The sequence below is a fragment of the Nocardioides sp. LHG3406-4 genome (genome assembly GCF_049897745.1).
Lineage (GTDB): Bacteria > Actinomycetota > Actinomycetes > Propionibacteriales > Nocardioidaceae > Nocardioides.
In genome coordinates this window covers 249,598-270,929 of sequence record NZ_JAFCWV010000005.1, presented here as the reverse complement: position 1 = coordinate 270,929, position 21,332 = coordinate 249,598, and the positions used below count along the sequence as shown (strand labels likewise).

General features: G+C 71.2%; 25 protein-coding genes. 17 read left to right on the top strand and 8 right to left on the bottom strand.

Features of this window, described 5'->3' with window-relative positions; genetic code table 11:
• The first annotated feature begins 8 nt into the window (after nt 1-8).
• The 3 genes from ACP7BP_RS18135 to ACP7BP_RS18125 are packed head-to-tail and all read left to right on the top strand — an operon-like array spanning nt 9 to nt 2,517.
• Nucleotides 9-932: an ABC transporter ATP-binding protein gene (locus ACP7BP_RS18135; protein WP_426246618.1), complete on the top strand. Its 924-nt coding sequence runs from the start codon at nt 9-11 to the stop codon at nt 930-932.
• On the top strand, nt 932-1,741 hold the full coding sequence (locus tag ACP7BP_RS18130; RefSeq protein WP_426246616.1) for an ABC transporter permease: 810 nt from the start codon (nt 932-934) through the stop codon (nt 1,739-1,741). Before ACP7BP_RS18135 ends, ACP7BP_RS18130 begins: the two co-directional genes overlap by 1 nt.
• Nucleotides 1,741-2,517: an ABC transporter permease gene (locus ACP7BP_RS18125; protein ID WP_426246615.1), complete on the top strand. Its 777-nt coding sequence runs from the start codon at nt 1,741-1,743 to the stop codon at nt 2,515-2,517. Before ACP7BP_RS18130 ends, ACP7BP_RS18125 begins: the two co-directional genes overlap by 1 nt.
• Here the strand turns inward: ACP7BP_RS18125 and ACP7BP_RS18120 are convergent.
• On the bottom strand, nt 2,514-3,011 hold the full coding sequence (locus ACP7BP_RS18120; protein WP_426246614.1) for a GNAT family N-acetyltransferase: 498 nt from the start codon (nt 3,009-3,011) through the stop codon (nt 2,514-2,516). The genes ACP7BP_RS18125 and ACP7BP_RS18120 overlap by 4 nt on opposite strands.
• A 44-nt stretch (nt 3,012-3,055) precedes the next feature.
• Between ACP7BP_RS18120 and ACP7BP_RS18115 the strand changes: the two genes are divergently transcribed.
• The 10 genes from ACP7BP_RS18115 to ACP7BP_RS18070 all read left to right on the top strand — a co-directional run bounded on the left by ACP7BP_RS18115 (nt 3,056) and on the right by ACP7BP_RS18070 (nt 10,927).
• Nucleotides 3,056-4,180, top strand: coding sequence for a methyltransferase domain-containing protein (locus tag ACP7BP_RS18115; protein WP_426246612.1), 1,125 nt, complete (start codon nt 3,056-3,058; stop codon nt 4,178-4,180).
• Complete coding sequence (locus tag ACP7BP_RS18110) at nt 4,177-4,371, top strand: DUF3046 domain-containing protein (RefSeq protein WP_426246611.1); 195 nt, start codon at nt 4,177-4,179, stop codon at nt 4,369-4,371. Before ACP7BP_RS18115 ends, ACP7BP_RS18110 begins: the two co-directional genes overlap by 4 nt.
• Nucleotides 4,368-5,618 carry an MFS transporter gene (locus ACP7BP_RS18105; protein WP_426246609.1) on the top strand — a complete coding sequence of 417 codons (1,251 nt, stop codon included), beginning with the start codon at nt 4,368-4,370 and terminating at the stop codon, nt 5,616-5,618. Before ACP7BP_RS18110 ends, ACP7BP_RS18105 begins: the two co-directional genes overlap by 4 nt.
• Before the next feature lie 193 nt (nt 5,619-5,811).
• The gene (gene recA, locus ACP7BP_RS18100) at nt 5,812-6,864 is read left to right on the top strand and encodes a recombinase RecA (protein ID WP_426246607.1); all 1,053 of its coding nucleotides are present in this window, start codon (nt 5,812-5,814) and stop codon (nt 6,862-6,864) included.
• On the top strand, nt 6,836-7,429 hold the full coding sequence (locus ACP7BP_RS18095; protein WP_426246606.1) for a regulatory protein RecX: 594 nt from the start codon (nt 6,836-6,838) through the stop codon (nt 7,427-7,429). Before recA ends, ACP7BP_RS18095 begins: the two co-directional genes overlap by 29 nt.
• A gap of 10 nt (nt 7,430-7,439) precedes the next feature.
• Nucleotides 7,440-8,138 carry a GNAT family N-acetyltransferase gene (locus ACP7BP_RS18090; protein WP_426246604.1) on the top strand — a complete coding sequence of 233 codons (699 nt, stop codon included), beginning with the start codon at nt 7,440-7,442 and terminating at the stop codon, nt 8,136-8,138.
• A 32-nt stretch (nt 8,139-8,170) separates the two neighbouring features.
• Nucleotides 8,171-9,022: a polyphosphate kinase 2 family protein gene (locus tag ACP7BP_RS18085; RefSeq protein ID WP_426246602.1), complete on the top strand. Its 852-nt coding sequence runs from the start codon at nt 8,171-8,173 to the stop codon at nt 9,020-9,022.
• Nucleotides 9,019-9,813 (top strand): HipA family kinase, encoded by a 795-nt coding sequence (locus ACP7BP_RS18080; protein WP_426246601.1) that lies wholly within the window; start codon nt 9,019-9,021, stop codon nt 9,811-9,813. The genes ACP7BP_RS18085 and ACP7BP_RS18080 overlap by 4 nt, the downstream gene beginning before the upstream one ends.
• The gene (locus ACP7BP_RS18075; RefSeq protein ID WP_426246599.1) at nt 9,810-10,190 is read left to right on the top strand and encodes a DUF3037 domain-containing protein; all 381 of its coding nucleotides are present in this window, start codon (nt 9,810-9,812) and stop codon (nt 10,188-10,190) included. Before ACP7BP_RS18080 ends, ACP7BP_RS18075 begins: the two co-directional genes overlap by 4 nt.
• The gene (locus tag ACP7BP_RS18070) at nt 10,187-10,927 is read left to right on the top strand and encodes a DNA alkylation repair protein (RefSeq protein WP_426246598.1); all 741 of its coding nucleotides are present in this window, start codon (nt 10,187-10,189) and stop codon (nt 10,925-10,927) included. The genes ACP7BP_RS18075 and ACP7BP_RS18070 overlap by 4 nt, the downstream gene beginning before the upstream one ends.
• Before the next feature lie 4 nt (nt 10,928-10,931).
• On the opposite strand, the gene ACP7BP_RS18065 is transcribed toward ACP7BP_RS18070, so the two are convergent.
• The 4 genes from ACP7BP_RS18065 to ACP7BP_RS18050 all read right to left on the bottom strand — a co-directional run bounded on the left by ACP7BP_RS18065 (nt 10,932) and on the right by ACP7BP_RS18050 (nt 14,359).
• Entirely contained in the window at nt 10,932-11,675 is a 744-nt protein-coding gene (locus ACP7BP_RS18065; protein ID WP_426246597.1) for a sirohydrochlorin chelatase, read from the bottom strand.
• A gap of 70 nt (nt 11,676-11,745) precedes the next feature.
• Complete coding sequence (locus ACP7BP_RS18060; RefSeq protein ID WP_426246596.1) at nt 11,746-12,492, bottom strand: phosphoadenylyl-sulfate reductase; 747 nt, start codon at nt 12,490-12,492, stop codon at nt 11,746-11,748.
• A complete protein-coding gene (locus ACP7BP_RS18055; protein WP_426246594.1) occupies nt 12,489-12,638 on the bottom strand; it encodes a hypothetical protein in 150 nt (49 codons plus the stop codon). The genes ACP7BP_RS18060 and ACP7BP_RS18055 overlap by 4 nt, the downstream gene beginning before the upstream one ends.
• Complete coding sequence (locus tag ACP7BP_RS18050) at nt 12,635-14,359, bottom strand: nitrite/sulfite reductase (RefSeq protein ID WP_426246592.1); 1,725 nt, start codon at nt 14,357-14,359, stop codon at nt 12,635-12,637. The genes ACP7BP_RS18055 and ACP7BP_RS18050 overlap by 4 nt, the downstream gene beginning before the upstream one ends.
• Before the next feature lie 330 nt (nt 14,360-14,689).
• Between ACP7BP_RS18050 and ACP7BP_RS18045 the strand changes: the two genes are divergently transcribed.
• Both ACP7BP_RS18045 and ACP7BP_RS18040 read left to right on the top strand, forming a co-directional pair.
• Nucleotides 14,690-16,126, top strand: a complete 1,437-nt coding sequence (locus ACP7BP_RS18045) for a glycine hydroxymethyltransferase (protein WP_426246590.1) — start codon at nt 14,690-14,692, stop codon at nt 16,124-16,126.
• 13 nt (nt 16,127-16,139) lie between these two features.
• Nucleotides 16,140-16,469, top strand: coding sequence for a TfoX/Sxy family protein (locus ACP7BP_RS18040; protein ID WP_426246588.1), 330 nt, complete (start codon nt 16,140-16,142; stop codon nt 16,467-16,469).
• A 109-nt stretch (nt 16,470-16,578) separates the two neighbouring features.
• On the opposite strand, the gene ACP7BP_RS18035 is transcribed toward ACP7BP_RS18040, so the two are convergent.
• From ACP7BP_RS18035 to ACP7BP_RS18025, 3 genes are all read right to left on the bottom strand, one after another.
• Entirely contained in the window at nt 16,579-16,725 is a 147-nt protein-coding gene (locus ACP7BP_RS18035; RefSeq protein WP_426246587.1) for a hypothetical protein, read from the bottom strand.
• A 50-nt stretch (nt 16,726-16,775) separates the two neighbouring features.
• Entirely contained in the window at nt 16,776-17,489 is a 714-nt protein-coding gene (locus ACP7BP_RS18030) for a hypothetical protein (RefSeq protein WP_426246586.1), read from the bottom strand.
• An 89-nt stretch (nt 17,490-17,578) separates the two neighbouring features.
• Nucleotides 17,579-19,231, bottom strand: coding sequence for an acyl-CoA dehydrogenase family protein (locus tag ACP7BP_RS18025; RefSeq protein ID WP_426246584.1), 1,653 nt, complete (start codon nt 19,229-19,231; stop codon nt 17,579-17,581).
• A gap of 44 nt (nt 19,232-19,275) precedes the next feature.
• Between ACP7BP_RS18025 and ACP7BP_RS18020 the strand changes: the two genes are divergently transcribed.
• On the top strand, nt 19,276-20,211 hold the full coding sequence (locus tag ACP7BP_RS18020) for a YihY/virulence factor BrkB family protein (RefSeq protein WP_426246583.1): 936 nt from the start codon (nt 19,276-19,278) through the stop codon (nt 20,209-20,211).
• Nucleotides 20,212-20,215: 4 nt separating this feature from the next.
• Complete coding sequence (locus tag ACP7BP_RS18015; RefSeq protein WP_426246582.1) at nt 20,216-21,322, top strand: potassium channel family protein; 1,107 nt, start codon at nt 20,216-20,218, stop codon at nt 21,320-21,322.
• Nucleotides 21,323-21,332 lie beyond the last annotated feature (10 nt).

Genomic DNA, 21,332 nt, shown 5'->3' with positions numbered 1-21,332 from the left:
CTCGAGGTGTGACTGAAGCGATGATCTCGGCCCGGGGCCTGCGCAAGGCCTTCGGTGACTTCGAGGCCGTCAAGGGCATCGACGTGGAGGTCCGCCGCGGCGAGTCCTTCGGCTTCCTCGGCCCCAACGGCGCCGGCAAGTCCAGCACCATGCGGATGGTGGCGGCGGTGTCGCCGATCAGCGGGGGAGAGCTCCGCATCCTGGGCATGGATCCCGCGACCGACGGCCCGGCGATCCGGGGCCGGCTCGGGGTGTGCCCCCAGGAGGACACGCTCGACAACGAGCTCAACGTCTTCGACAACCTCTACATCTACGGTCGCTACTTCGGTCTCGGGAAGGCCGAGGTCCGGGCGCGCGCCGAGGAGCTGCTGGAGTTCGTGCAGCTGACCGACAAGCGGAAGGCCAAGGTCGAGGACCTCTCCGGCGGCATGAAGCGTCGGCTCACGATCGCCCGCAGCCTGATCAACTCGCCCGACCTGCTCCTGCTCGACGAGCCCACCACCGGCCTCGACCCGCAGGCGCGGCACGTGCTGTGGGACCGGCTCTTCCGGCTCAAGCAGTCCGGCGTGACGCTGGTGCTGACCACCCACTACATGGACGAGGCGGAGCAGCTGTGTGACCGGCTGGTCGTGATGGACAAGGGCTTGATCGTGGCGGAGGGCTCACCGCTCGAGCTGATCCGCGAGCACTCCACGCGCGAGGTGGCCGAGCTGCGCTTCCCCGTGGGGGAGAACGACGCGCACGCCGAGAAGGTCGCCGACCTGGGCCGTCTCGAGGTGCTGCCCGACCGCATCCTCGTCTACAGCGACGACGGCGAGGAGGTCACCGCCAAGGTGCACGAGCGCGGCCTCCAGCCGGCCGCGGTCCTGGTGCGCCGATCCACGCTCGAGGACGTCTTCCTCGCCCTCACCGGGCGGACGCTGGTCGACTGATGGCCACCACCGTCCCGGCCCCGACGCTCGCGCCCGGCGAGGGCATCCGGCGCCAGCTCGACTACTGGTGGACCGTCTACAAGCGCACCTGGAAGGGCAGCTTCATCAGCTCCTTCCTGTCGCCGATCTTCTACGTCCTCGCGATGGGCGTGCTCCTCGGCGGGTTCATCGAGGGCGACCCCGGCCAGCTCGAGGGCGCCACGTCGTACCTCGCCTTCATCGTGCCCGGCCTGATCGCCTCCCACGCGATGCAGACCGCCGTGGGCGAGATGACCTACCCGGTGATGGGCATGATCAAGTGGCAGCGGGTCTACGACTCCATGCTCGCGACCCCGCTTCGCGTGCGCGACCTGGTCGGCGCCCACCTGCTCTTCGTCCTCTTCCGGCTGCTGGTCACCTGCGCCGTCTTCATGCTCGTGGTGGCGCCGTTCGGGCTGTTCGCGACGTGGTGGGGCGCGCTGCTCGCCTACGCCGGCCAGGTGCTGGTGGGCATGGCGTTCGCGGCGCTGACGTTCGCCCTCTCGGTCAGGCTCAGGTCCGAGGCGGGGTACGGCGTCTTCTTCCGGCTGGTCGTCTTCCCGCTGTTCCTCTTCTCCGGCGCCTTCTTCCCGATCGCGAACCTCGGAGACCTCGGCGCCTGGGCGGCCCGGTTCACGCCGCTGTGGCACGGCGTCAACCTGTCGAGGATGTTCCTCGTCGACAACGTCGACTGGTCGCTCGCCGCGGTCAACGTCGCCGTCCTGGTCGCCCTGGTGGTCGGCGGCTACGTCCTGACCGTCACCGGCCTGACGAAGCGGCTGGTGACGTGATGTCGACCCTCACTCCCGTGCAGGCGACGTCGCTGCTCGTGCAGCGCAACTACATCGTCTACAAGGCGGCCTGGAAGCTCTTCCTGACCGGCTTCCTGGAGCCCGTCTTCTACCTGCTGTCGATCGGCATCGGCGTCGGGCAGCTCATCGAGGCCTTCGAGTTCAACGGCCGGACCATCCCCTACGCCGAGTTCGTCGCGCCCGGAATGCTGGCGGCCTCGGCCTTCAACGGCGCGCTGATGGACAGCACCTACAACGTCTTCTTCAAGCTCAAGTACGAGAAGCTCTACGACCAGATGCTGGCCACGCCGCTCAGCACCTCCGACATCGCCCGCGGCGAGATCGCCTGGGGCCAGCTCAGAGGGGCCGCCTACTCCGCGGCGTTCCTGGTGGTGATGCTGGCGATGGGGCTGATCAGCTCGTGGTGGGCGCTGCTCGCGCTGCCCGCCGTGCTGCTCATCGGCTTCGCGTTCTCGTCGGTGTGCATGGCGCTGACGACGTGGATGAAGAGCTGGCAGGACTTCGACAAGGTCACCTTGCTGCAGCTGCCGCTGTTCCTCTTCTCGGCGACGTTCTTCCCGCTCACGGCCTTCCCGGCGGGGCTGCGGTGGGTCGTCGAGTGCACGCCTCTCTACCGCGGCGTGGTGCTGTGCCGCGAGCTCACCACCGGCGCCGTGACGTGGGCCAGCGCGGTCTCCGTCGCCTACCTCGTGGTGATGGGGCTGGTCGGGCTGGCCGTCGTGCGCCGGCGCCTCGACAAGCTCCTGCTCACCTAGAGCGTCAGCTGGTAGAACTCCACGTCGATCCAGCGGTCGAGCTTGCGGCCGACCTCTCGGAACGTGCCGACCGGGGTGAACCCGCACGAGGTGTGCAGCCTGGTGCTCGCGTCGTTCGGCAGTGCGATGCCGGCGACCACGACGTGCACGCCGGCCCGCCGCATCCGCTCGATCAGCTCGGCGTACAGCGCCCGACCGATGCCGCGTCCCTGCGCCGACGGATCTACGTAGACGGTCGACTCGCGGGTGTGGCCGTAGGCAGGCTTCGGCCGGTACGCCGTGGAGTAGGCGTAGCCGAGCACCCCGGTCGCGTCGGCGGCCACGAGGGCGACGTCACCCGGAGCCCTGCTCTCGACGTACGCCGACCAGGCCTGGTGCGACCTCGGCTCGACGTCGAAGGTGGCATGGCCCTCGCGGGCCTCCCGCCCGTAGATCGCGGACATCGCGGGAATGTCGTCGTGCGTCGCCTCGCGGACGACGAAGTCGGCAGCCATGGGCGCATGCTGCCACTGCCGGAATCCGCTGGTTGAATGGCGTGATGCCGATCGCCCCTGACACCAAGGACTGGACCTGGGTGCTCGAGCGCCCGTGCCCCGACTGCGGGCTCGACGCGTCGGCCCTCGCCCTCGGCGACCTGCCCGGGCTGCTCCGCGACACGACAGTGACGTGGTCGCAGGTGCTCGGCCTGCCCGACGTGCGCGACCGGCCGGACGAGTCGACCTGGTCGCCGCTGGAGTACGCGTGTCACGTGCGCGACGTGCACGAGCTCTTCGCCGAGCGCCTCACCCTCATGCTCACCGAGGACGCGCCCGCCTTCGCGAACTGGGACCAGGACGCCACCGCCGTCGCCTCCGACTACGCCGCCCAGGACCCGGCCGACGTGGACGTCGCGCTGATCGAGGCCGCCGGGACGGTCGCCGGGCTCTACGCCACGGTCACCGACGAGACCGCCGGTCGCACCGGAGTCCGCAGCGACGGCAGCGAGTTCACGGTCACCACGCTGGGGCGCTACCACCTCCACGACATCGTCCACCACCTGCACGACGTCGGCCACGACCCGCTGCGCGCCACGATCCGGGCGTACGACGCCGATGCAGCCGTCTACCGCGACCACTCCATGCTGCTGCGCGAGGAGATCAGGGTCGCCGTGCAGGCGTTCGCCGACCGGCTCATCCCCGGCGCTCGCGTGCTCGAGATCGGCAGCGGCGGTGGCCGCGACGCCCTCGCCCTCGAGGCGGCGGGCCTGCACGTCCGTCGTACCGACATCACTCCCGGCTTCGTCGAGCTGCTGCGACAGGCGGGCCACCAGGCCGACGTCCTCGACCCGCTGCACGACGACCTCGGCGCTCCCGGGGCGTACGACGCGGTCTGGGCGAACGCCTGCCTGCTGCACGTCGACCGCGACGACCTGTCGACGGTGCTGCGACGGCTGGCCGAGGTGACTCGCGCCGGCGGCCTGCTGCGCGTCTCCCTCAAGGAGGGTGACGGGGAGGCCTGGTCGACGCACGGCAGCATCCGGGTGCCCCGTCGGTTCGTCTACTGGCGTGAGCAGCCGTTGCGTGCCGCGCTGGCGGGAGCGGGCTGGAGCATCGAGTCCCTGACGCGCCTGACCAGCCACACCGGCGAGCCCTGGCTCGACGTCCTCGCGAGCCGCACGTCATGAGGCACACCGAGTTCTGGGCGCGCATGGAAGCCGCGCTGGGGCCGGCGTACGCCCGCTCCTGGGCCAAGATGACGGTGATCGGCGAGCTCGGCGGCCGCACCGTCGACGAGGCGCTCGCTGCGGGCGAGCCGCCCAAGGCGGTGTGGGCCGCGGTGTGGCGCACCCTCGGGCTCCCGGACAACCAGCGATGAGCGCGCCCGACCTCGAGGCGGTCCAGCGCCGTACCGTCCGGGTGCTCGTCGTCGGCCAGGCCATCGGCGCGGTCGGCATCACCATCGGCGTGGCCACCGCGTCGCTGCTCGCCCGGGACATCTCCGGCTCCGACACCCAGGCCGGGCTGGCGCAGACCACCCAGGTGCTCGGCGCGGCCGTGGCGTCGTACCTCCTGGCCAGGGCCATGTCGCACCGCGGACGGCGCTTCGGGCAGGTGACCGGCCTCCTCGTCGGGGCTGCGGGCGCGCTGCTCGCGGTGGTGGCCGGCGTCGTGGAGTCGATGGCCCTGCTGCTGGTCGGCGCAGCGATGCTGGGGTCGACGACCGCCGCGAACGCCGGAGCCCGGTACGCCGCCACCGACCTGGCCCCGGAGGCCACGCGCGCGCGGTCACTGGCGACCGTGGTGTGGGCCACCACGATCGGTGCCGTGCTCGGACCCAACCTGACCGGCCCGGCCGGGACCCTGGCCGACGCGCTGGGCATCCCGCCGCTGACGGGACCGTTCCTGCTGGGCAGCATCGCCATGGTGGTGGCCGCCGGCGTCATCGCGGTCTTCCTACGCCCCGACCCGCTGCTGACGGCGCGCGCCGTCGCCGGCGCGGTCGTGCATCAGCCGACCGGCACGTCCTGGGGCCGGGCCGTCGTCGCCGTACGCCGCCAGCCGGCGCTGGGTGCGGCCATCGGCGGCATCGCCTCGGCGCACGCGGTGATGATCGCGGTGATGATCATGACCCCGCTGCACATGGAGCACGGCGGGGCGGAGCTGCGCGTGATCGGGTTCGTCATCTCGGTGCACGTGCTGGGGATGTTCGCGTTCTCGCCGCTCGTCGGCCTGGCCACCGACCGCATCGGCCGGCCGGCGATGCTGCTGGTAGGTGCCGGGGTGCTGCTGGCCTCCCTGCTGCTGTGCGCCCGCTCGCCGGAGGGCTCGTCGTGGGAGATCTTCGCCGGCCTCTTCCTGCTGGGCCTGGGCTGGTCGTGCGCCACCGTCGCGGGGTCGACGCTGGTGGCCGACCTGGCGCCCCTCGACGTACGCACCGACGTGCAGGGCGCCTCCGACATGACGATGGGCCTGACCGCCGCGGCGGCCGGTGCGGTCGCGGGTGTCGTGGTGGGGGAGTGGGGCTATCCGGCGCTCACCGCCTTCGCGGCCGCGCTGGCGTGCGGGGTGCTCGCCGCCGGCGTGGTGAGCGGGCGCCGGGCGGGCGAGCGCGTCCCCGTCTGAGCCGCTGTTCAGGGGCCGCGACACGCGGTCGGATCAGTCGTGGTCGAACACCTGTTCGGGCTATCGTGGTTCCGCGGGTATGACGTGGGACGAGGTTGTCCACAGGCTTCGACGGTGCTGATCAGGGACTGTCGGTGGCTCGTTCTAGCGTCGCCGACGTACCCGACACCGACGACACCCAAAGGACACGCACATGGCTGGTGGAGACCGCGACAAGGCCCTGGATGCCGCACTCGCGAACATCGAGAAGCAGTTCGGCAAGGGCTCGGTCATGCGACTGGGCGACGAGACGCGCGCACCGCTCGAGGTGATCCCCACGGGGTCGATCGCCCTCGACGTCGCGCTCGGCCTGGGCGGCCTGCCGCGCGGCCGGGTCGTCGAGATCTACGGCCCGGAGTCCTCCGGCAAGACGACGGTCGCCCTGCACGCCGTGGCCAACGCCCAGGCGGCCGGCGGGATCGTCGCCTTCATCGACGCCGAGCACGCGTTGGACCCCGACTACGCCAAGGCGCTGGGCGTCGACACCGACGCCCTGCTCGTCTCCCAGCCCGACTCCGGGGAGCAGGCGCTCGAGATCGCCGACATGCTGATCCGCTCGGGTGCGCTCTCGCTGATCGTGATCGACTCGGTGGCCGCGCTCGTGCCCCGCGCCGAGATCGAGGGCGAGATGGGCGACAGCCACGTCGGCCTCCAGGCCCGGCTGATGAGCCAGGCGCTGCGCAAGATGACCGGTGCCCTCAACAACTCCGGCACCACGATGATCTTCATCAACCAGCTGCGCGAGAAGATCGGGGTGATGTTCGGCTCGCCCGAGACCACCACCGGCGGCAAGGCGCTGAAGTTCTACTCCTCGGTGCGCCTCGACGTGCGCCGCATCGAGACGCTCAAGGACGGCACCGACATGGTCGGCAACCGCACCCGCGTCAAGGTCGTCAAGAACAAGGTGGCCCCGCCGTTCAAGCAGGCGGAGTTCGACATCATGTACGGCAAGGGCATCTCCCGCGAGGGTGGGCTGATCGACGTCGGCGTGGAGGCGGGCCTCGTCCGGAAGGCCGGCGCCTGGTACACCTACGAGGGCGATCAGCTCGGCCAGGGCAAGGAGAACGCCCGGGGCTTCCTCAAGGACAACCCCGACCTCGCCAACGAGCTTGAGAAGAAGATCCTCGAGAAGCTCGGCGTCGGCCCGCAGGTCGACAAGCCGGAGGAGGCCCTCTCCGATGAGCCGATCGGCGTCGACAGCTTCTGACGGGTGGCGCGGCGACGTCGCAGCCGGCGTCGCCGCGTGGACCGGCGGCCGCACGCCACCGCCGCCGGACCCGGTGGCCGAGGGACCCGACGCCGACCAGGAGGCGGTCGCACGCAAGATCCTGCTCGACCAGCTGACCGGCCGGGCACGCAGCCGACACCAGCTGGCCGACAAGCTGGCCCAGAAGAACGTCCCGACCGAGATCGCCGAGCGCCTCCTCGATAGGTTCGAGGAGGTCGGCCTCGTCGACGACGCGGCGTTCGCCCGTGACTGGGTCGAGCAGCGCAGCACCGGCCGCGGGCTGGCCAGGCGGGCGCTGGCCCACGAGCTGCGCCGCAAGGGCATCGACGACGAGATCGCCGGTGAGGCGCTCGCCCAGGTGGATGCCGACGACGAGCGGGAGCTCGCGCGCGGGCTGGTCCGGCGCAAGCTCAGGTCGGTCCAGGGTCTCGACCGTGACAAGGCGACCCGCCGGCTGGTCGGCATGCTGGCCCGCAAGGGCCACTCGCCCGGGGTGGCCTACGCAGTGGTCAAGGAGGAGCTCGGCGACACCGACCTTGGGTAGGTTGCCGCACATGCGGCTGACGGTGGTCCACGGCGAGCGTGAGCTCGACGGCACGATCCGCGAGGGCGAGTCCTGGGTGGCCGCCGCTCGTCGTACCGCCGCGACCCTGGTCAGCGACCCGGTGCCCGTCGACCTGTCGGGCGAGGTGAAGCGGTTCGCCGTCGACCACGACCTGGTCGTCGCGATCCGGCCGATGTCGCGAGGTGACCTGCCCCTGGTGACGAAGTGGCGCCAGGCCGAGCACGTCCGTCGATGGTGGCGCTCCAGCGGCGAGCCGTCGGCCGAGCGGGTCGAGGCGCAGTACGGCCCCGACATCGACGGGATGACCCCGACCCGCCTGTGGGTGGCCGAGGTCAACGGGCGCTCGGTGGGCTTCGTGCAGGACTACCGGATCGCCGACTATCCCGAGTTCGCGCTGCTGACGCCCGACCCGGGGGCGCTGGGCGTGGACTACGCGATCGGCGAGCCCGAGTGGATCGGGCGCGGCATCGGCACTCGCGTCGTGTGGGCATGGGCGCTGAAGGCCCGCCAGCGACATCCCGAGGTCGCCCACTACTTCGCCGCCCCCGACCACCGCAACGAGGCGTCGTTGCGTCTTCTCGACAAGGTCGGGTTCGACCGCGGGCTGTGGTTCGACGAGCCTCAGTCCGACGGCTCCAGCGCCACCATGGTCGGGTGCACCCTCGACGCCGCGCGCGTGGTGGGCTGAGCCGCGCCCGGCCCGTCCGCCATGATGAGCCCATGAGCGACGCGCTGGACACCTCTGCCCTGCTTCTGCCGCCGGGCCCGGTCGACCTCTCCATCATCGAGACCGATGCCGCGCCGGGGTTCGCCGGCAAGAAGAAGGACGGCAAGGCTGCGCTGGCCGGTCTGGGCGACGAGCTCGCCGATCTCCAGGAGCGGCTGTTCGCGGAGCGCTCGGTCGGCTCGGAGCGGCGGATCCTGCTCGTGCTGCAGGGGATGGACACCTCCGGCAAGGGCGGCACCCTGCGCCACACCGTCGGCCTCGTCGACCCCCAGGGGGTGCGGATCACGTCGTTCAAGGCGCCGACCGACGAGGAGAAGCAGCACGACTTCCTCTGGCGGATCCGCCACGCCGTACCCGACGCAGGCACCATCGGGGTCTTCGACCGGTCGCACTACGAGGACGTGCTGGTGGTCAAGGTTCACGGGTGGGCCGACGCCGAGGAGATCGAGCGCAGGTACGACGCGATCAACGCCTTCGAGCGGGAGCTCGCCGACGGTGGCACGACCATCGTCAAGTGCATGCTCCACCTCGGCGTCGACGAGCAGAAGGCCCGCCTGCAGGAGCGCCTCGACAACCCCGAGAAGCACTGGAAGTACAACCCCGGCGACCTCGACGAGCGGGCGCTCTGGCCGGCCTACCAGCGGGCCTACGAGATCGCCCTCGAGCGCACGAACACCGACGTCGCACCGTGGCACGTCATCCCCGCCGACAAGAAGTGGTTCCGCAACCTCGCCATCGGCCACCTCCTCCTGGAGGCGCTGCGCAGCCTCGACCTCGAGTGGCCATCAGCCGACTTCGACGTCGAGCATGAGCTGCGGCGCCTCGCTGAGTCGGACCCCGCATGACGTCGCACCAGCTCGAGGTGGGCACGACCCTGCCGACCGTGCGGGTCACCCGCTACGTCACCCCGCTGCGCGAGGGCGGCAGCCTGCCGGGCATCGTGGAGGCCGACGACCTCGGGACCTACGTGTGCAAGTTCCGCGGCGCGGGCCAGGGGATCCGGGTGCTCGTCGCCGAGGTGGTGGTCGGCGAGCTGGCCCGCCGGATCGGACTGCGGACCCCGCGGCTCGTCGTGCTCGACCTGGACCCCGAGATCGCGCGCTACGAGGCCGACGAGGAGGTGCAGGACCTGCTCAACCGGAGCCCGGGGCTCAACCTCGGGGTGGACTTCCTGCCCGGCGCGTTCGGCTTCGACGAGGACCTGCCCGCACCCGACCCGGTGGCCGCGAAGGTGCTGTGGCTCGACTCGTTCTGCGCCAACGTCGACCGCAGCTGGCGCAACCCCAACCTCCTGCTCTGGCACGGCGACCTGTGGGTGATCGACCACGGCGCAGCGCTCTACTTCCACCACGGCTGGGGCGGGGGCGTCACCGACCCCGAGCGCTTCGCCCGTCAGCCGTGGGACGTCAGCGACCACGTGTTCGGCGCGCATCGGGCCGGTGTCGCCGCGGCGGACGCGGAGATCAGCGCGCTGGTCACGCCGGCGGTGCTGGCCGAGGTGCTGGCCGCCGTACCCGACGTGTGGCTGGAGCCGGTGCCCGGCGCCGAGACCCCGGAGGCGCTGCGGGCGGCGTACGTCGCCTTCCTGACCGCCCGGCTCGGGACCCGCCAGTGGCTGCCGGGAGGTGGCGCATGAGCCGCGTCGCCTATCAGTACGTCGTGCTGCGCTGCGTGCCGCGGCCCGACCGGGAGGAGTTCCTCAACGTCGGCGTGGTCGTCTACTGCCAGGCCGCAGAGTTCCTCGACGTCGCCTGGCACGTCGACCACGACCGCCTCAGCGCCCTCGATCCGTTCCTTGACGTCGACCAGGTGTCGGCGGCGCTGACCTTCGCCTCGCACGTGTGCAGCGGCGATGAGCGCGCCGGCGAGGCAGGCCAGAAGCCGCTCGGACAGCGCTTCGGGTTCCTCAAGGCGCCGCGTTCGACGGTCGTGCAGCCCGGCCCGGTGCACGGCGGGCTGGCCACGGACCCCGCCCTCCAGCTCGAGCACCTGCTGGCGACCTACGTCGGATGAGCCCGCACGGCGACGAACTACTCGTCTCGGCGATCCGGGAGGCCCTCCTTCTTGGCGGGGCCGCGGCCGGGAATGCCGAGCGAGCGGTGCAGCAGCAGGCCTACATGAAGTCCTCGATGCCGTATCGCGGGCTGACCGCGCCCGAGCTGCGGAGGCTGCTGCGCCCGATCCTGGCGAGTCACCGCCTCTCCGACCGGCGTACCTGGCAGGAGACCGCCCTCGAGCTGTGGGACGGAGCGACCCATCGCGAGGAGTGGTACGCCGCGCTGGCCGTGCTGCGGCATCGCCACTACCGCGGGTGGCAGGGCCCCGAGCTGCTGGAGCTCTACCTGCACCTGGTGCGCACTGGCGCCTGGTGGGACGTCGTCGACGAGATCGCCGCCCACCTGGTGGGTGACGTCCTCGCCGCTGACCGGGCGCAGGTGGCGCCGGTCATCCGGGCGTGGTCCACCGACGACGACCTGTGGGTACGCCGCACCGGCATCCTCGCGCAGCTCGGCCACCGGGCCGCCACCGACAAACGGCTGCTGGCGGACGTGATGGCCGCCAACCTCGAAGGGTCACCGCACGGCTCGGAGTTCTTCGTCCGCAAGGCCGTGGGCTGGGCGCTGCGGGACTACGCGCGCACCGATCCGGCGTGGGGGGGGGGGGGGGGGGGGCCCCCCCCCCCCCCCCCCCCCCCCCCCGACCGGATGAGCGGGCTCTCGCGCCGTGAGGCGCTCAAGCACCTGCGCTAAGGGCTCAGACAGGGACCAGCTCGACCGCGCCCACGGCGTAGCGGGCCAGGATCGTGCGAGCCAGCACCGGGTGCGCACCGAGGGGTGCCGACACCGCGATGGCGCCTGCCTCCATCGCCAGCTCGGCCGCGCGGTCCGGCAGGAACCCGGGCGCGAGGAAGAGCGACGCGACGGCGATGTGTCGCCGGCCCTCGGCGCGGAAGGCGCGCACGGCCTCCCCGGTCGCCGGGGGAGCCGACGACGCGAACGCCGCGGTGACGGGAAGCCGGTGCCGGGTGCCCCAGACCCGGGCGAGCCGGGCAACGGCCTGGTTGGCGATCGGGTCGGAGGAGCCGGCGGCGGCGAGCACCAGCGCGTCCAGCTCACGCACCCGGGCCTCCTTGAGGGTCTCGCGCATCCGGAGGTCGAGGACCTCGAGGAACTCCTGCTCGAGACCGAGGATGTCGGTGGCGCGCACCTGCAGGCCCTCGTGACGCTCGGTGGCGGCGGCGATCGCCGTCGGCACGTCGACCTTCGCGTGGTAGGCGTCGCTCAGAAGCAGCGGCACGACGACGATCTCGTCGAAGCCGGCCCGCACGAGCTTGTCGACCACCGTCTGGAAGGACGGCTTGGAGAGCTCGAGGAACGCGGCCTCGATGCGCAGGTCGGGGCGCATGGCCCGGACCTCGGCGACCAGCGCCGTGATGGTCTTGGCGGACCGCGGGTCTCGGCTTCCGTGGGCCAGGGCGATCAGAGCAGGAGCAGCCATCAGGGGTGCCTCCCATCGTGCGTGGTGGGGTGGTCGACAGCGTTGTCGGCCAGGGTCTTGGTCGGGGTCCTCATGAGTGGATCCCGCATTCGGTCTTGCTGGTGCCGGCCCAGCGGCCGCTGCGCGCGTCCTCGCCGGGAGCCACGCGTCGGGTGCAGGGCCAGCAGCCGATCGACGGGTAGCCGTCCTGCACCAGCGGGTTGACCAGCACGCCGTGGTCGGCGACGTACTGCTCGACCTCCTCGTCCGACCAGCGGGCGAGGGGCGAGACCTTCACCTTCGCCTTGCGGGCGTCCCAGCCGACGACCGGCGCGATGATCCGGTTGTGCGTCTCGGCGCGGCGCAGGCCGGTGGCCCAGGCGTCGTACCCGCTCAACGCGTCGGCCAGCGGCTGCACCTTGCGCAGCGCGCAGCACTTGTCGGGGTCGGACTTGTAGAGGTCCTTGCCGTACGCCGCGTCCTGCTCGGCCACCGACTGCGTGGGCGTGATGGTGATCAGGTTGACCGGCAGCGTGGCCTCGACCGCGTCACGGGTGCCGATGGTCTCGGCGAAGTGGTAGCCGGTGTCGAGGAAGACCACGTCGATGTCGGGCGCCACGGTCGAGGCGAGGTGCGCGAGCACGGCGTCGCCCATCGAGGAGGTGACGCAGAAGCGCTTGCCGAAGGTGGCCACGGCCCACTCGATGATAACGGTGGCCGGCGCGAGCTCGAGTTCGGCCCCCACGTGGGAGACCAGCTCACGCAGCTCCTCGGGGGTGCGCCCCTCGGTGTGGGTGCCGCGGAACGTCCGGGCCGCCCGGGTGGTGGCGACGGTCATCGCGCGCCCCCTGTCGGCTCGATCAGTCCGAGGAAGCTCACCGCGAAGGCGCGCAGGCAGGACCGGCACTCCCAGCCGTCCTCGCGGGGGTACAGGTTCTCCCCGCCGCAGTAGGGGCAGTGGAACGGCGCGGCACGGGTGCTCATAGGACTGCCACCGGCTGCTCGCCGCGCAACAGCTCGTCGTCGGCCCGCTCGGCCCAGGCGGCGAAGCTCTCGCCCTCGGCGCGGTCGGCGAGGTAGCCGGTGACGACGTTGGTGATGTAGTCGTCGAGCCCCTCGCTGGTGACCTTGTGTGCGCGCAGCTTGCGGCCGAAGGTCGAGCCGAGCCCGAGAGCCCCACCGAGGTGCACCTGGAACCCCTCGACCTGGTTGCCGTGCTCGTCCATGACCAGCTGCCCCTTGAGGCCGAAGTCGGCGACCTGGGTGCGGGCGCAGGCGTTGGGGCAGCCGTTCACGTTGACCGTGATCGGGGTGTCGAGGTCGGGGAAGCGCTTCTCCAGCTCGGTCACCAGCGCCGCCGCGCGGTCCTTGGTGTCGACGATGGCCAGCTTGCAGAACTCGATGCCGGTGCAGGCCATCGTGTTGCGGCGCCAGTTGCTCGGGCGCGCCGTCAGGCCGATCTTCTCGAGGTCGTCGGCGAAGGCCTCGGTGCTCTCGCCGGGCACGCCGATGACGACGAGCTTCTGGTACGCCGTCAGCCGGACGCCGTCGGCGCCGTACTTGGCGACCAGGTCGCCCAGCGAGGTCAGCGTGACGCCGTCGATGCGGCCGACGACCGGTGCGGCGCCGACGTAGAAGAGGCCGTCCTTCTGCTCGTGGATGCCGATGTGGTCGCCCTGGTACTGCGGTGCCTCGGGGGACGGGTTGGAGACGAGCTCGCGGCGGAGGTAGCGCGTCTCGAGGACGTCTCGGAACCTATCCACGCCCCAGTCGGCGACCAGGAACTTCAGCCGGGCCTTGGAGCGCAGCCGCCGGTAGCCGAAGTCGCGGAAGATCGCGATGACGCCTTCCCACGCGTCGGGCACCTCGTCGAGGGGGATCCAGACGCCGAGCTTCTGGGCGAGCATCGGGTTAGTGGAGAGGCCGCCGCCGACCCACAGGTCGAACCCCGGGCCGTGCTCGGGGTGCACGGTACCGACGAAGGACACGTCGTTGATCTCCGGCGCCACGTCGTGGCTGGGGTGCCCGGTGAGGGCGGTCTTGAACTTGCGCGGCAGGTTGGAGTACTCCGGGTTGCCGATGTAGCGCCGCGTGATCTCGGCCAGCGCCTCACTGCCGTCGATGATCTCGTCCTTGGCGATGCCGGCGACGGGCGAGCCGAGGAACCCGCGCGGCGCGTCTCCGCATGCCTCGAGCGTGGTCAGCCCGGCGGCATCCACCCGGTCCCAGATCTCGGGGACGTTGGCGATGTCGATCCAGTGGTACTGGATGTTGTTGCGGTCGGTGATGTCGGCGGTGTTGCGCGCGAAGTCGGTGGAGATCCCGCCCAGGATGCGCAGCGCGTCGGCGTCGAGGATCTTGCCGTCGGTGCGGACCCGCATCATGAAGTAGCGGTCGTCGAGCTCCTCCTCCTCGAGCAGCGCGGTCTTGCCGCCGTCGAAGCCCGGGGCGCGCTGGGTGTAGAGGCCCATCCACCGGAAGCGGCCGCGCAGGTCGGCCGGGTCGATCGAGTCGAAGCCGCGCTTGGAGTAGATGTTCTCGATGCGGTCCCGGACGTTGAGGGGGTTGTCGTCCTTCTTGGACTGCTCGTTCTTGTTGAGCGGCTCCCGGTAGCCCAGGGCCCACTGGCCCTCGCCGCGCTTGGGGCGGGGGCGGGCGGTGCGGGCGCTGGCGGCACTGGCGGGTGCGGGCTGGGTGATAGTCACGGGGTGTCCTGTCGCTGAGGGGCCGCGCGCATCGTTGGGCGCGGGAGGAGGGGCGGCGTAGATCAGCGAGGCCAACAGATCATGCTGCGCGTGCGCATCAGGTCCACGTGGCGTCGTACCACGAGGTGCGCGTGCGTCAGAACAGTGACCATGGGATGGAGTCTCAGGGGGCGGACGAGCGTTCCACAAGTTGGAATCCCAACCTGTGAGACGGGTCTCCACATACTGAGACACCGCCGTCTGAGCGAGGCGTGGATTCGGGCCCCGTGCGGTCCAGGTCACAGCTCGGCCGCCGTCGGCCGCTCCGGGACACTCACTAGGCTGTGGGTCATGACGGACGCCCTGCTCTCCTCTGCGTACAGCCAGGCCCTCGAGGTCATCGGCAAGGTCGAGCCCCGCATCGCGGAGGCCACCCGGCAGGAGCTGGCGGACCAGCGCTCCTCGCTGAAGCTCATCGCCTCCGAGAACTACGCCTCGCCCGCGGTGCTGCTGACGATGGGCACGTGGTTCTCCGACAAGTACGCCGAGGGCACCGTCGGCCACCGCTTCTACGCCGGCTGCCAGAACGTCGACACCGTCGAGGCGCTGGCGGCTGAGCATGCCCGCGAGCTCTTCGGCTCGCCGTACGCCTATGTGCAGCCGCACTCCGGCATCGACGCCAACCTGGTGGCGTACTGGTCGATCCTGGCCAACCGCGTCGAGACCCCGGCGCTGGCCAGGCTCGGTGCCAAGAACGTCAACGAGATCAGCGAGACCGAGTGGGAGACGCTGCGGCACGAGTTCGGCGACCAGCGGCTGCTCGGGATGAGTCTTGACGCAGGCGGCCACCTCACCCACGGCTTCCGGCCCAACATCAGCGGCAAGATGTTCCACCAGCAGCAGTACGGCACCGACCCGGAGACCGGTCTGCTCGACTACGACGTCGTGGCCGCGAAGGCCCGAGAGTTCAAGCCGCTCGTGCTCGTCGCCGGCTACTCCGCCTACCCGCGCCGGGTGAACTTCGCCAAGATGCGCGAGATCGCCGACGAGGTCGGGGCCGTGCTGATGGTCGACATGGCCCACTTCGCAGGGCTGGTGGCCGGCAAGGTGTTCACCGGCGACGAGGACCCGGTGCCGCACGCCCACATCACCACCACGACCACCCACAAGTCGCTGCGCGGCCCGCGCGGCGGCCTGATCCTGGCGCAGGAGGAGTTCGCGGCCGACGTCGACCGTGGCTGCCCGATGGTGCTCGGCGGGCCGCTCTCGCACGTGATGGCGGCCAAGGCCGTCGCCCTGGCCGAGGCGCGGCAGCCGTCGTTCCAGACCTACGCCCAGGCGGTTGCCGACAACGCGAAGTCGCTGGCCGAGGGCTTCCTCAAGCGCGACGCCCGGCTGGTCACGGGCGGCACCGACAACCACATCGTGCTGCTCGACGTGTCGGGCTTCGGCCTCACCGGTCGGCAGGCCGAGTCGGCGCTGCTCGACGCGGGCGTCGTCACCAACCGCAACTCCGTGCCGGCGGACCCCAACGGCGCCTGGTACACCTCCGGCATCCGGCTCGGCACCCCCGCGCTGACCACGCGCGGCTTCGGGCACGACGAGTTCGACACCGTCGCGGAGCTGATCGTCGAGGTGCTGTCGAACACCACGGCGGGCACGACCAAGGCGGGCGGCCCGTCGAAGGCGTCGTACGCCCTGGCTGACGGGGTCGCCGACAAGGTCAAGGACGCGTCGGCCGAGATGCTCGACAAGCACCCGCTCTACCCGGGCCTCGAGCTCACCTGAGCCGACCGGCCCGATGGCGTACGACGAGCAGCTGGCAGCCCGGATCCGCGCCGCGCTGGCCGGCCGGCCGTCGGTGCGCGAGGTCAGGATGTTCGGCGGCCTGTCGTTCATGGTCGACGAGCAACTGACGGTGGCGGCCGACTCGCAGGGGCGGCTGATGGTGCGCTGCGACCCCGAGCGGGTCGACGAGCTGCTGGAGCGGCCGGGCGCGAGCTGGCCCGAGATGCGCGGCAAGCCGATGAGCCGCGGCTGGCTGGTGGTCGACTCCGCCGGCACGTCGTCGGCCGGCGACCTCGAGTGGTGGGTCGCGCAGGCGCTCGACCACCGGGCGGCCCGGGGCTGAGTCTCGCCGCCGATCCCGCTTGTAACGCGCAGTTAATGACACTGGTGCGCCCGTGCACGCCGGCGCCAGTGTCATGTACTACGCGTTACATGTACGCCGAGCCGCAAGCTCAGCCCTCGACCACCGGCGTGGCCCGCTCCACGATCGCCCGCAGGTCGCCGCCGGAGAGCATGCCGAACGTGCCGCCGTACGACCTGCCGAGGCGGCGCCGATCCCCTTGTAACGCGCAGTTAAATGCACTGGGGCGCCCGTGCACGCCCGCGCCAGTGTCATGAACTGCGCGTTACATGTACGTCGAGCGCACGGTCAGTCGTCACCGAGGCGGGTCTGGCTGCCATCGGGGCGATAGGCGAACCAACCGAACTCGACGTCGGGGTTCGCCGCCCTGGCCTCGGCGAGCCGGCGCATCGACTGGGCGTGCTCGCGCTCTCCGGCGGTGCCGGGGACCGCAGGCAGCTCGGCGCGGGTGGAGCCTCTGAACTCTCTGCCGTCGAAGACGACGTAGAGCTCCTCGGGGTCAAGCGTGCCGATGATCTCGTCGAGGGCATCGAACGCGACGTACGGCCCGGAACCCTCGCGGTCGGCGTCCACCCCGTAGTCCATCCGGCAGCCGATCTCGCAGGAGATGACGTGCTCTTGCCACTCCTCGGGAGTCAGGACGACGGTGATGGTGCTGCCGTACGCCGTGCCTCGAAACCCTTGGGGCACGGGTGTCGTCTCGTCGAAGTGGTCGATCAGCATGCGCCACAGCCCGTCGCCCGTCGGCAGCTCATGGCGCACCTGCTCGCGATCGATGGGCTCGGGAGGGTGGTACCTCCGCAGGTGCTCGGTCGCCCAGCCCTGGATCTCTCGGCCCAGCTCCGTGGCGTAGGCCTCGGAGTCAGGGCGGCGAGGGCGAGCTCTGTAGGCGTCGTTGTACGGCTGGCGGCAGACCCCCGGAGGAGTGTCGGGCAGCGAGAACTCGATGACGAGCTCCTCCTGGCCGGGCCCGCCGTCTGTGCGCAGGCCGGTCACGGTCACCGGCCGATCGTCAGCGGGCGGCACTGCTCCGGGCCGCGACAACGCGGCGAGCAACCTCGCGAGATAGCCCTCCTCGTCCATGCCGGCGCTCAGCCCTCAACCACAGGCGTGGCCCGCTCCACGATCGAGCGCAGGTCGCCGCCGGAGAGCGTGCCGAACGTGCCGCCGTACGACGTGCCGAGGCGGGTCTCGCAGAAGGCGTCGGCGACCTGCGGGGGAGCGAAGCGCACGAGCAGCGAGCCCTGGAGGCAGGCGGCCATCTGGCCGGCGAGCCGCCGGGCGCCGGCCTCGAGGGAGGACACGTCGCCCAGGAGCGCGAGCGTGTCGTCGATGGCCCGGTCGAGCCGCGGGTCGGCGCCGCGCGCCAGGCCCACCTCGGTGATCCACGCGGCGAGGGCCTCGGGCTCGCGCGAGATCGCGCGGAGCACGTCGAGGGCGTTGACGTTGCCCGAGCCCTCCCATACGGAGTTGAGCGGCGACTCGCGGAAGAGCAGCGGCATGCCCGACTCCTCGACGTAGCCGTTGCCGCCGAGGCACTCCAGCGCCTCGGCCACCATCGGCGGGGTGCGCTTGCAGACCCAGAACTTCGCGAGAGGCAGGGCGATGCGTCGCAGCGCCGCCTCGTGCGGGTCGTCCCGCCCGTCGACCGCGGCGGCGAGCCGCATGGCGAGCGCGGTGGCCGCCTCGGACTCGACGGCGAGGTCGGCGATGACGTTCTGCATGAGCGGCTTGTCGGCGAGCAGCCCGCTGAAGGCCGACCGGTGGGCGACGTGCCAGGAGGCCTCGGCAAGTGCCTTGCGCATCAGCGAGGCCGAGCCGAGCACACAGTCGAGCCGGGTGGCGGCGACCATCTCGATGATGGTGCGCACGCCACGGCCCTCGTCGCCGAGCCGACGGGCGAGGGTGCCGTCGAACTCCAGCTCGCCGGAGGCGTTGGAGCGGTTGCCCAGCTTGTCCTTGAGGCGGACGACGTCGAACTGGTTGCGCGTCCCGTCGGGCAGCACCCGCGGCACCACGAAGCAGGTGACGCCGCCCTCGGCCTGCGCGAGCACCAGGAAGACGTCGTTCATCGGGGCGGACGTGAACCACTTGTGCCCGTGCAGCGTGTAGAGCCCGTCCTCGTCGGTACGACGCGCCTGGGTGACGTTGGCGCGGACGTCGGAGCCGCCCTGCTTCTCGGTCATCCCCATGCCGGCGAGGGCGCCGCCCTTGTCGGCAGGGTTCCGCACGCCCGGGTCGTAGCTGGTCGAGGCCAGCAGGGGAGTCCACTCCTTGGCGAGCGCGTCGTCGGCCCGCAGCGCCGGCACCGCGGCGTACGTCATGGAGAGCGGGCAGCCGTGGCCCGGCTCGGTCTGCGACCACGCGAAGAAGCCGGCCGCGCGGCGTACGTGCGCGTGCGGGTCGTCGGACGCCCACGGGGCGGCCTGCAGGCCGTGGCCCACGCCGCGCTCCATCAGCCAGTGCCACGAGGGATGGAACTCGACCTCGTCGATGCGGTTGCCGTAGCGGTCGTACGACGTCAGGCGGGGGTGGAACTCGTTGGCGAGCCGTCCGTGCTCGCGGGCCTCGGCGCTGCCGGCCTCGATGCCGAGGGGGCGGAGACCGGCGAGCACCTCGGCCGACCCGTGCCGCTCGACGGCCTCGCTCAGCGCCCGGTCGGAGGCGATCACGTCGTGGCCGGCGAGCAGCGGCACCTGGTTGCTCGAGGCCCGCAGATCGGCTCCCCGGTTTCGGTGATCCATATGGATACCGTAGGTCCATGCCGCCTGCGAGCCAGCAACATCCTGTGGCTCGCCCCGCACAGTCGGCCCTGGAGCGCCTCCGGGAGACGATCTGGCGGCTGGTCGTCACCACCGTCGGCTCCTGCCTGCGCTACCGGGTGACCGGCCTGGCCGCCGAGGCGGCGTTCTTCGCGGTGCTGTCGGTGCCGCCGCTGGTCTTCGCGCTGGCGGGCGCCGTCGGCTTCGTGTCCGACAGCTTCACCGAGGCGCAGGTCGACGACGTACGCCGAGCGGTCCTCGACCTCGCGTCCCGGGCGCTGACCGACGGCGCGGTGAACCGGATCATCGAGCCGACGATCGACCAGGTCCTCAACGGCGGGCGGTACGACGTCATCTCGCTCGGCTTCGTGCTCGCCCTGTGGTCGGGCAGCCGGGCGCTGAACGTCTTCGTCGACACCATCACGATCATGCACGGGCTCGGCGGGCACCGCGGGATCGTGAAGACGCGGGCCCTGTCGTTCGTGCTCTACCTGATGGCGATGGTGACCGGCGGCATCACGATCCCGCTGGTGGTGGCGGGCCCCAACCTGATCGGCTCGTGGCTGCCGCAGGACTTCGACTTCCTGATGTCGTTCTACTGGCCGACCGTGATCGTGGTCTGCATCTGCTTCCTCGCCACGCTCTACCACGTGTCGGTGCCGGTGCGGACCAACTGGAGCTTCAACCTGCCGGGCGCGATCTTCTCGCTGGTCGTGTGGATCCTCGGCTCCTACCTGCTGCGGTGGACGCTGACTGTCACCGCGGCGGAGTCGCGCTCGATCTACGGGCCGCTGGCCGCGCCGATCGCCGTACTGCTGTGGCTCTACATCCTGGCCATCGCGGTGCTCATCGGCGCAGCGGTCAACGCCGCCTTCGACGCGGTCTTCCCGCAGACCCGCACGGCCAACGCGCGGCGCGAGCTGATGGCGCGGCTGCGGCGCACGGTCGGCATGAAAGAGTGACCGCGTGATCAAGACGTCGCGCTACGAGACGGCGGCGATGCGCGCCACGAGCATGGTCGCCCTCCCCGACCGGGTGCGCTCCCCGTGGTGGGAGCTCGGCCGCCGGCTGCTGGCAGCGCTGGCGATCCTGGTCGCCACCGTGCTCCTGGTCTACTTCGACCGCAGCGGCTACCGCGACGGCAACGACCCGGTGAACAACTACGCCGTCGACTTCAAGGACGCGATCTACTACACGACCGTCACGCTGAGCACGACCGGGTACGGCGACATCGCGCCGGTCGCTCCGGGGGCGCGGATGGTCAACGCGTTCGTCATCACGCCGTTCCGCATCGCCTTCCTGGTCCTGCTGATCGGCACCACCCTCGAGGTGCTCGCCTCGCAGGGTCGCGAGATGTTCCGGGTCGCCCGGTGGAGGAGAAACATGGGTAAGCGCGTCGTCGTCGTCGGCTACGGCACCAAGGGCCGCTCGGCTGTCGAGACCCTCATCAACAACGGCCAGGACAAGGGGTCGATCGTCATCGTCGACCCCAACCCCGGTGCGAAGAACGACGCGCACGAGGATGGCCTTACGATCATCACCGGCGATGCGACCCGCCGGCAGGTGCTCCGCCAGGCGGGCGTGGCCGACGCCGACCAGGTCATCATCACCACCGACCGCGACGACTCCAACGTGCTCGCCACCCTCACGGTCCGGCAGCTCAACCCCGACGCCTGGATCGTCGCCTCCGTGCGCGAGCACGAGAACGTCCCGCTGATGCGCCAGTCCGGTGCCAACTCCGTCATCACCTCCTCCGACGCCGTCGGCCGCCTGCTCGGCCTGTCCTCGATGTCGCCGGTGCTCGGCTCGGTGATGGAGGATCTGCTGACGTACGGCGAGGGGCTCGAGGTCGCCGAGCGCGACCTGCTCGTCAACGAGGTCGGCAAGCAGCCGCAGCAGCTCCCCGACCAGGTGATCGCGGTCGCGCGCGACGAGAAGGTCTACCGCTACTTCGACCCGGTGGTCACCCAGCTCGCCCGCGGCGACCGGCTGATCGTCGTACGCCCGGCCAAGGAGCTGCCGTGGGCGCCCCGGCCGGGCACCCATGGCGAGGACGCCTCGGACGAGGACTGACCCTAAGCGT

What these genes read in the sequence shown, in the direction of transcription:
- ACP7BP_RS18115 (WP_426246612.1), top strand. Translation starts at nt 3,056, where the DNA reads ATGCCGATCGCCCCTGACACCAAGGACTGGACCTGGGTGCTCGAGCGC.
- ACP7BP_RS18080 (WP_426246601.1), top strand. Translation starts at nt 9,019, where the DNA reads ATGACGTCGCACCAGCTCGAGGTGGGCACGACCCTGCCGACCGTGCGG.
- ACP7BP_RS18045 (WP_426246590.1), top strand. Translation starts at nt 14,690, where the DNA reads ATGACGGACGCCCTGCTCTCCTCTGCGTACAGCCAGGCCCTCGAGGTC.
- ACP7BP_RS18040 (WP_426246588.1), top strand. Translation starts at nt 16,140, where the DNA reads ATGGCGTACGACGAGCAGCTGGCAGCCCGGATCCGCGCCGCGCTGGCC.
- ACP7BP_RS18095 (WP_426246606.1), top strand. Translation starts at nt 6,836, where the DNA reads ATGAGCCGATCGGCGTCGACAGCTTCTGACGGGTGGCGCGGCGACGTC.
- ACP7BP_RS18105 (WP_426246609.1), top strand. Translation starts at nt 4,368, where the DNA reads ATGAGCGCGCCCGACCTCGAGGCGGTCCAGCGCCGTACCGTCCGGGTG.
- ACP7BP_RS18075 (WP_426246599.1), top strand. Translation starts at nt 9,810, where the DNA reads ATGAGCCGCGTCGCCTATCAGTACGTCGTGCTGCGCTGCGTGCCGCGG.
- ACP7BP_RS18055 (WP_426246594.1), bottom strand. Translation starts at nt 12,638, where the DNA reads ATGAGCACCCGTGCCGCGCCGTTCCACTGCCCCTACTGCGGCGGGGAG.
- ACP7BP_RS18065 (WP_426246597.1), bottom strand. Translation starts at nt 11,675, where the DNA reads ATGGCTGCTCCTGCTCTGATCGCCCTGGCCCACGGAAGCCGAGACCCG.
- ACP7BP_RS18085 (WP_426246602.1), top strand. Translation starts at nt 8,171, where the DNA reads ATGAGCGACGCGCTGGACACCTCTGCCCTGCTTCTGCCGCCGGGCCCG.
- ACP7BP_RS18125 (WP_426246615.1), top strand. Translation starts at nt 1,741, where the DNA reads ATGTCGACCCTCACTCCCGTGCAGGCGACGTCGCTGCTCGTGCAGCGC.
- ACP7BP_RS18110 (WP_426246611.1), top strand. Translation starts at nt 4,177, where the DNA reads ATGAGGCACACCGAGTTCTGGGCGCGCATGGAAGCCGCGCTGGGGCCG.
- ACP7BP_RS18070 (WP_426246598.1), top strand. Translation starts at nt 10,187, where the DNA reads ATGAGCCCGCACGGCGACGAACTACTCGTCTCGGCGATCCGGGAGGCC.
- ACP7BP_RS18130 (WP_426246616.1), top strand. Translation starts at nt 932, where the DNA reads ATGGCCACCACCGTCCCGGCCCCGACGCTCGCGCCCGGCGAGGGCATC.
- ACP7BP_RS18090 (WP_426246604.1), top strand. Translation starts at nt 7,440, where the DNA reads ATGCGGCTGACGGTGGTCCACGGCGAGCGTGAGCTCGACGGCACGATC.
- ACP7BP_RS18060 (WP_426246596.1), bottom strand. Translation starts at nt 12,492, where the DNA reads ATGACCGTCGCCACCACCCGGGCGGCCCGGACGTTCCGCGGCACCCAC.
- ACP7BP_RS18120 (WP_426246614.1), bottom strand. Translation starts at nt 3,011, where the DNA reads ATGGCTGCCGACTTCGTCGTCCGCGAGGCGACGCACGACGACATTCCC.
- recA (WP_426246607.1), top strand. Translation starts at nt 5,812, where the DNA reads ATGGCTGGTGGAGACCGCGACAAGGCCCTGGATGCCGCACTCGCGAAC.
- ACP7BP_RS18025 (WP_426246584.1), bottom strand. Translation starts at nt 19,231, where the DNA reads ATGGATCACCGAAACCGGGGAGCCGATCTGCGGGCCTCGAGCAACCAG.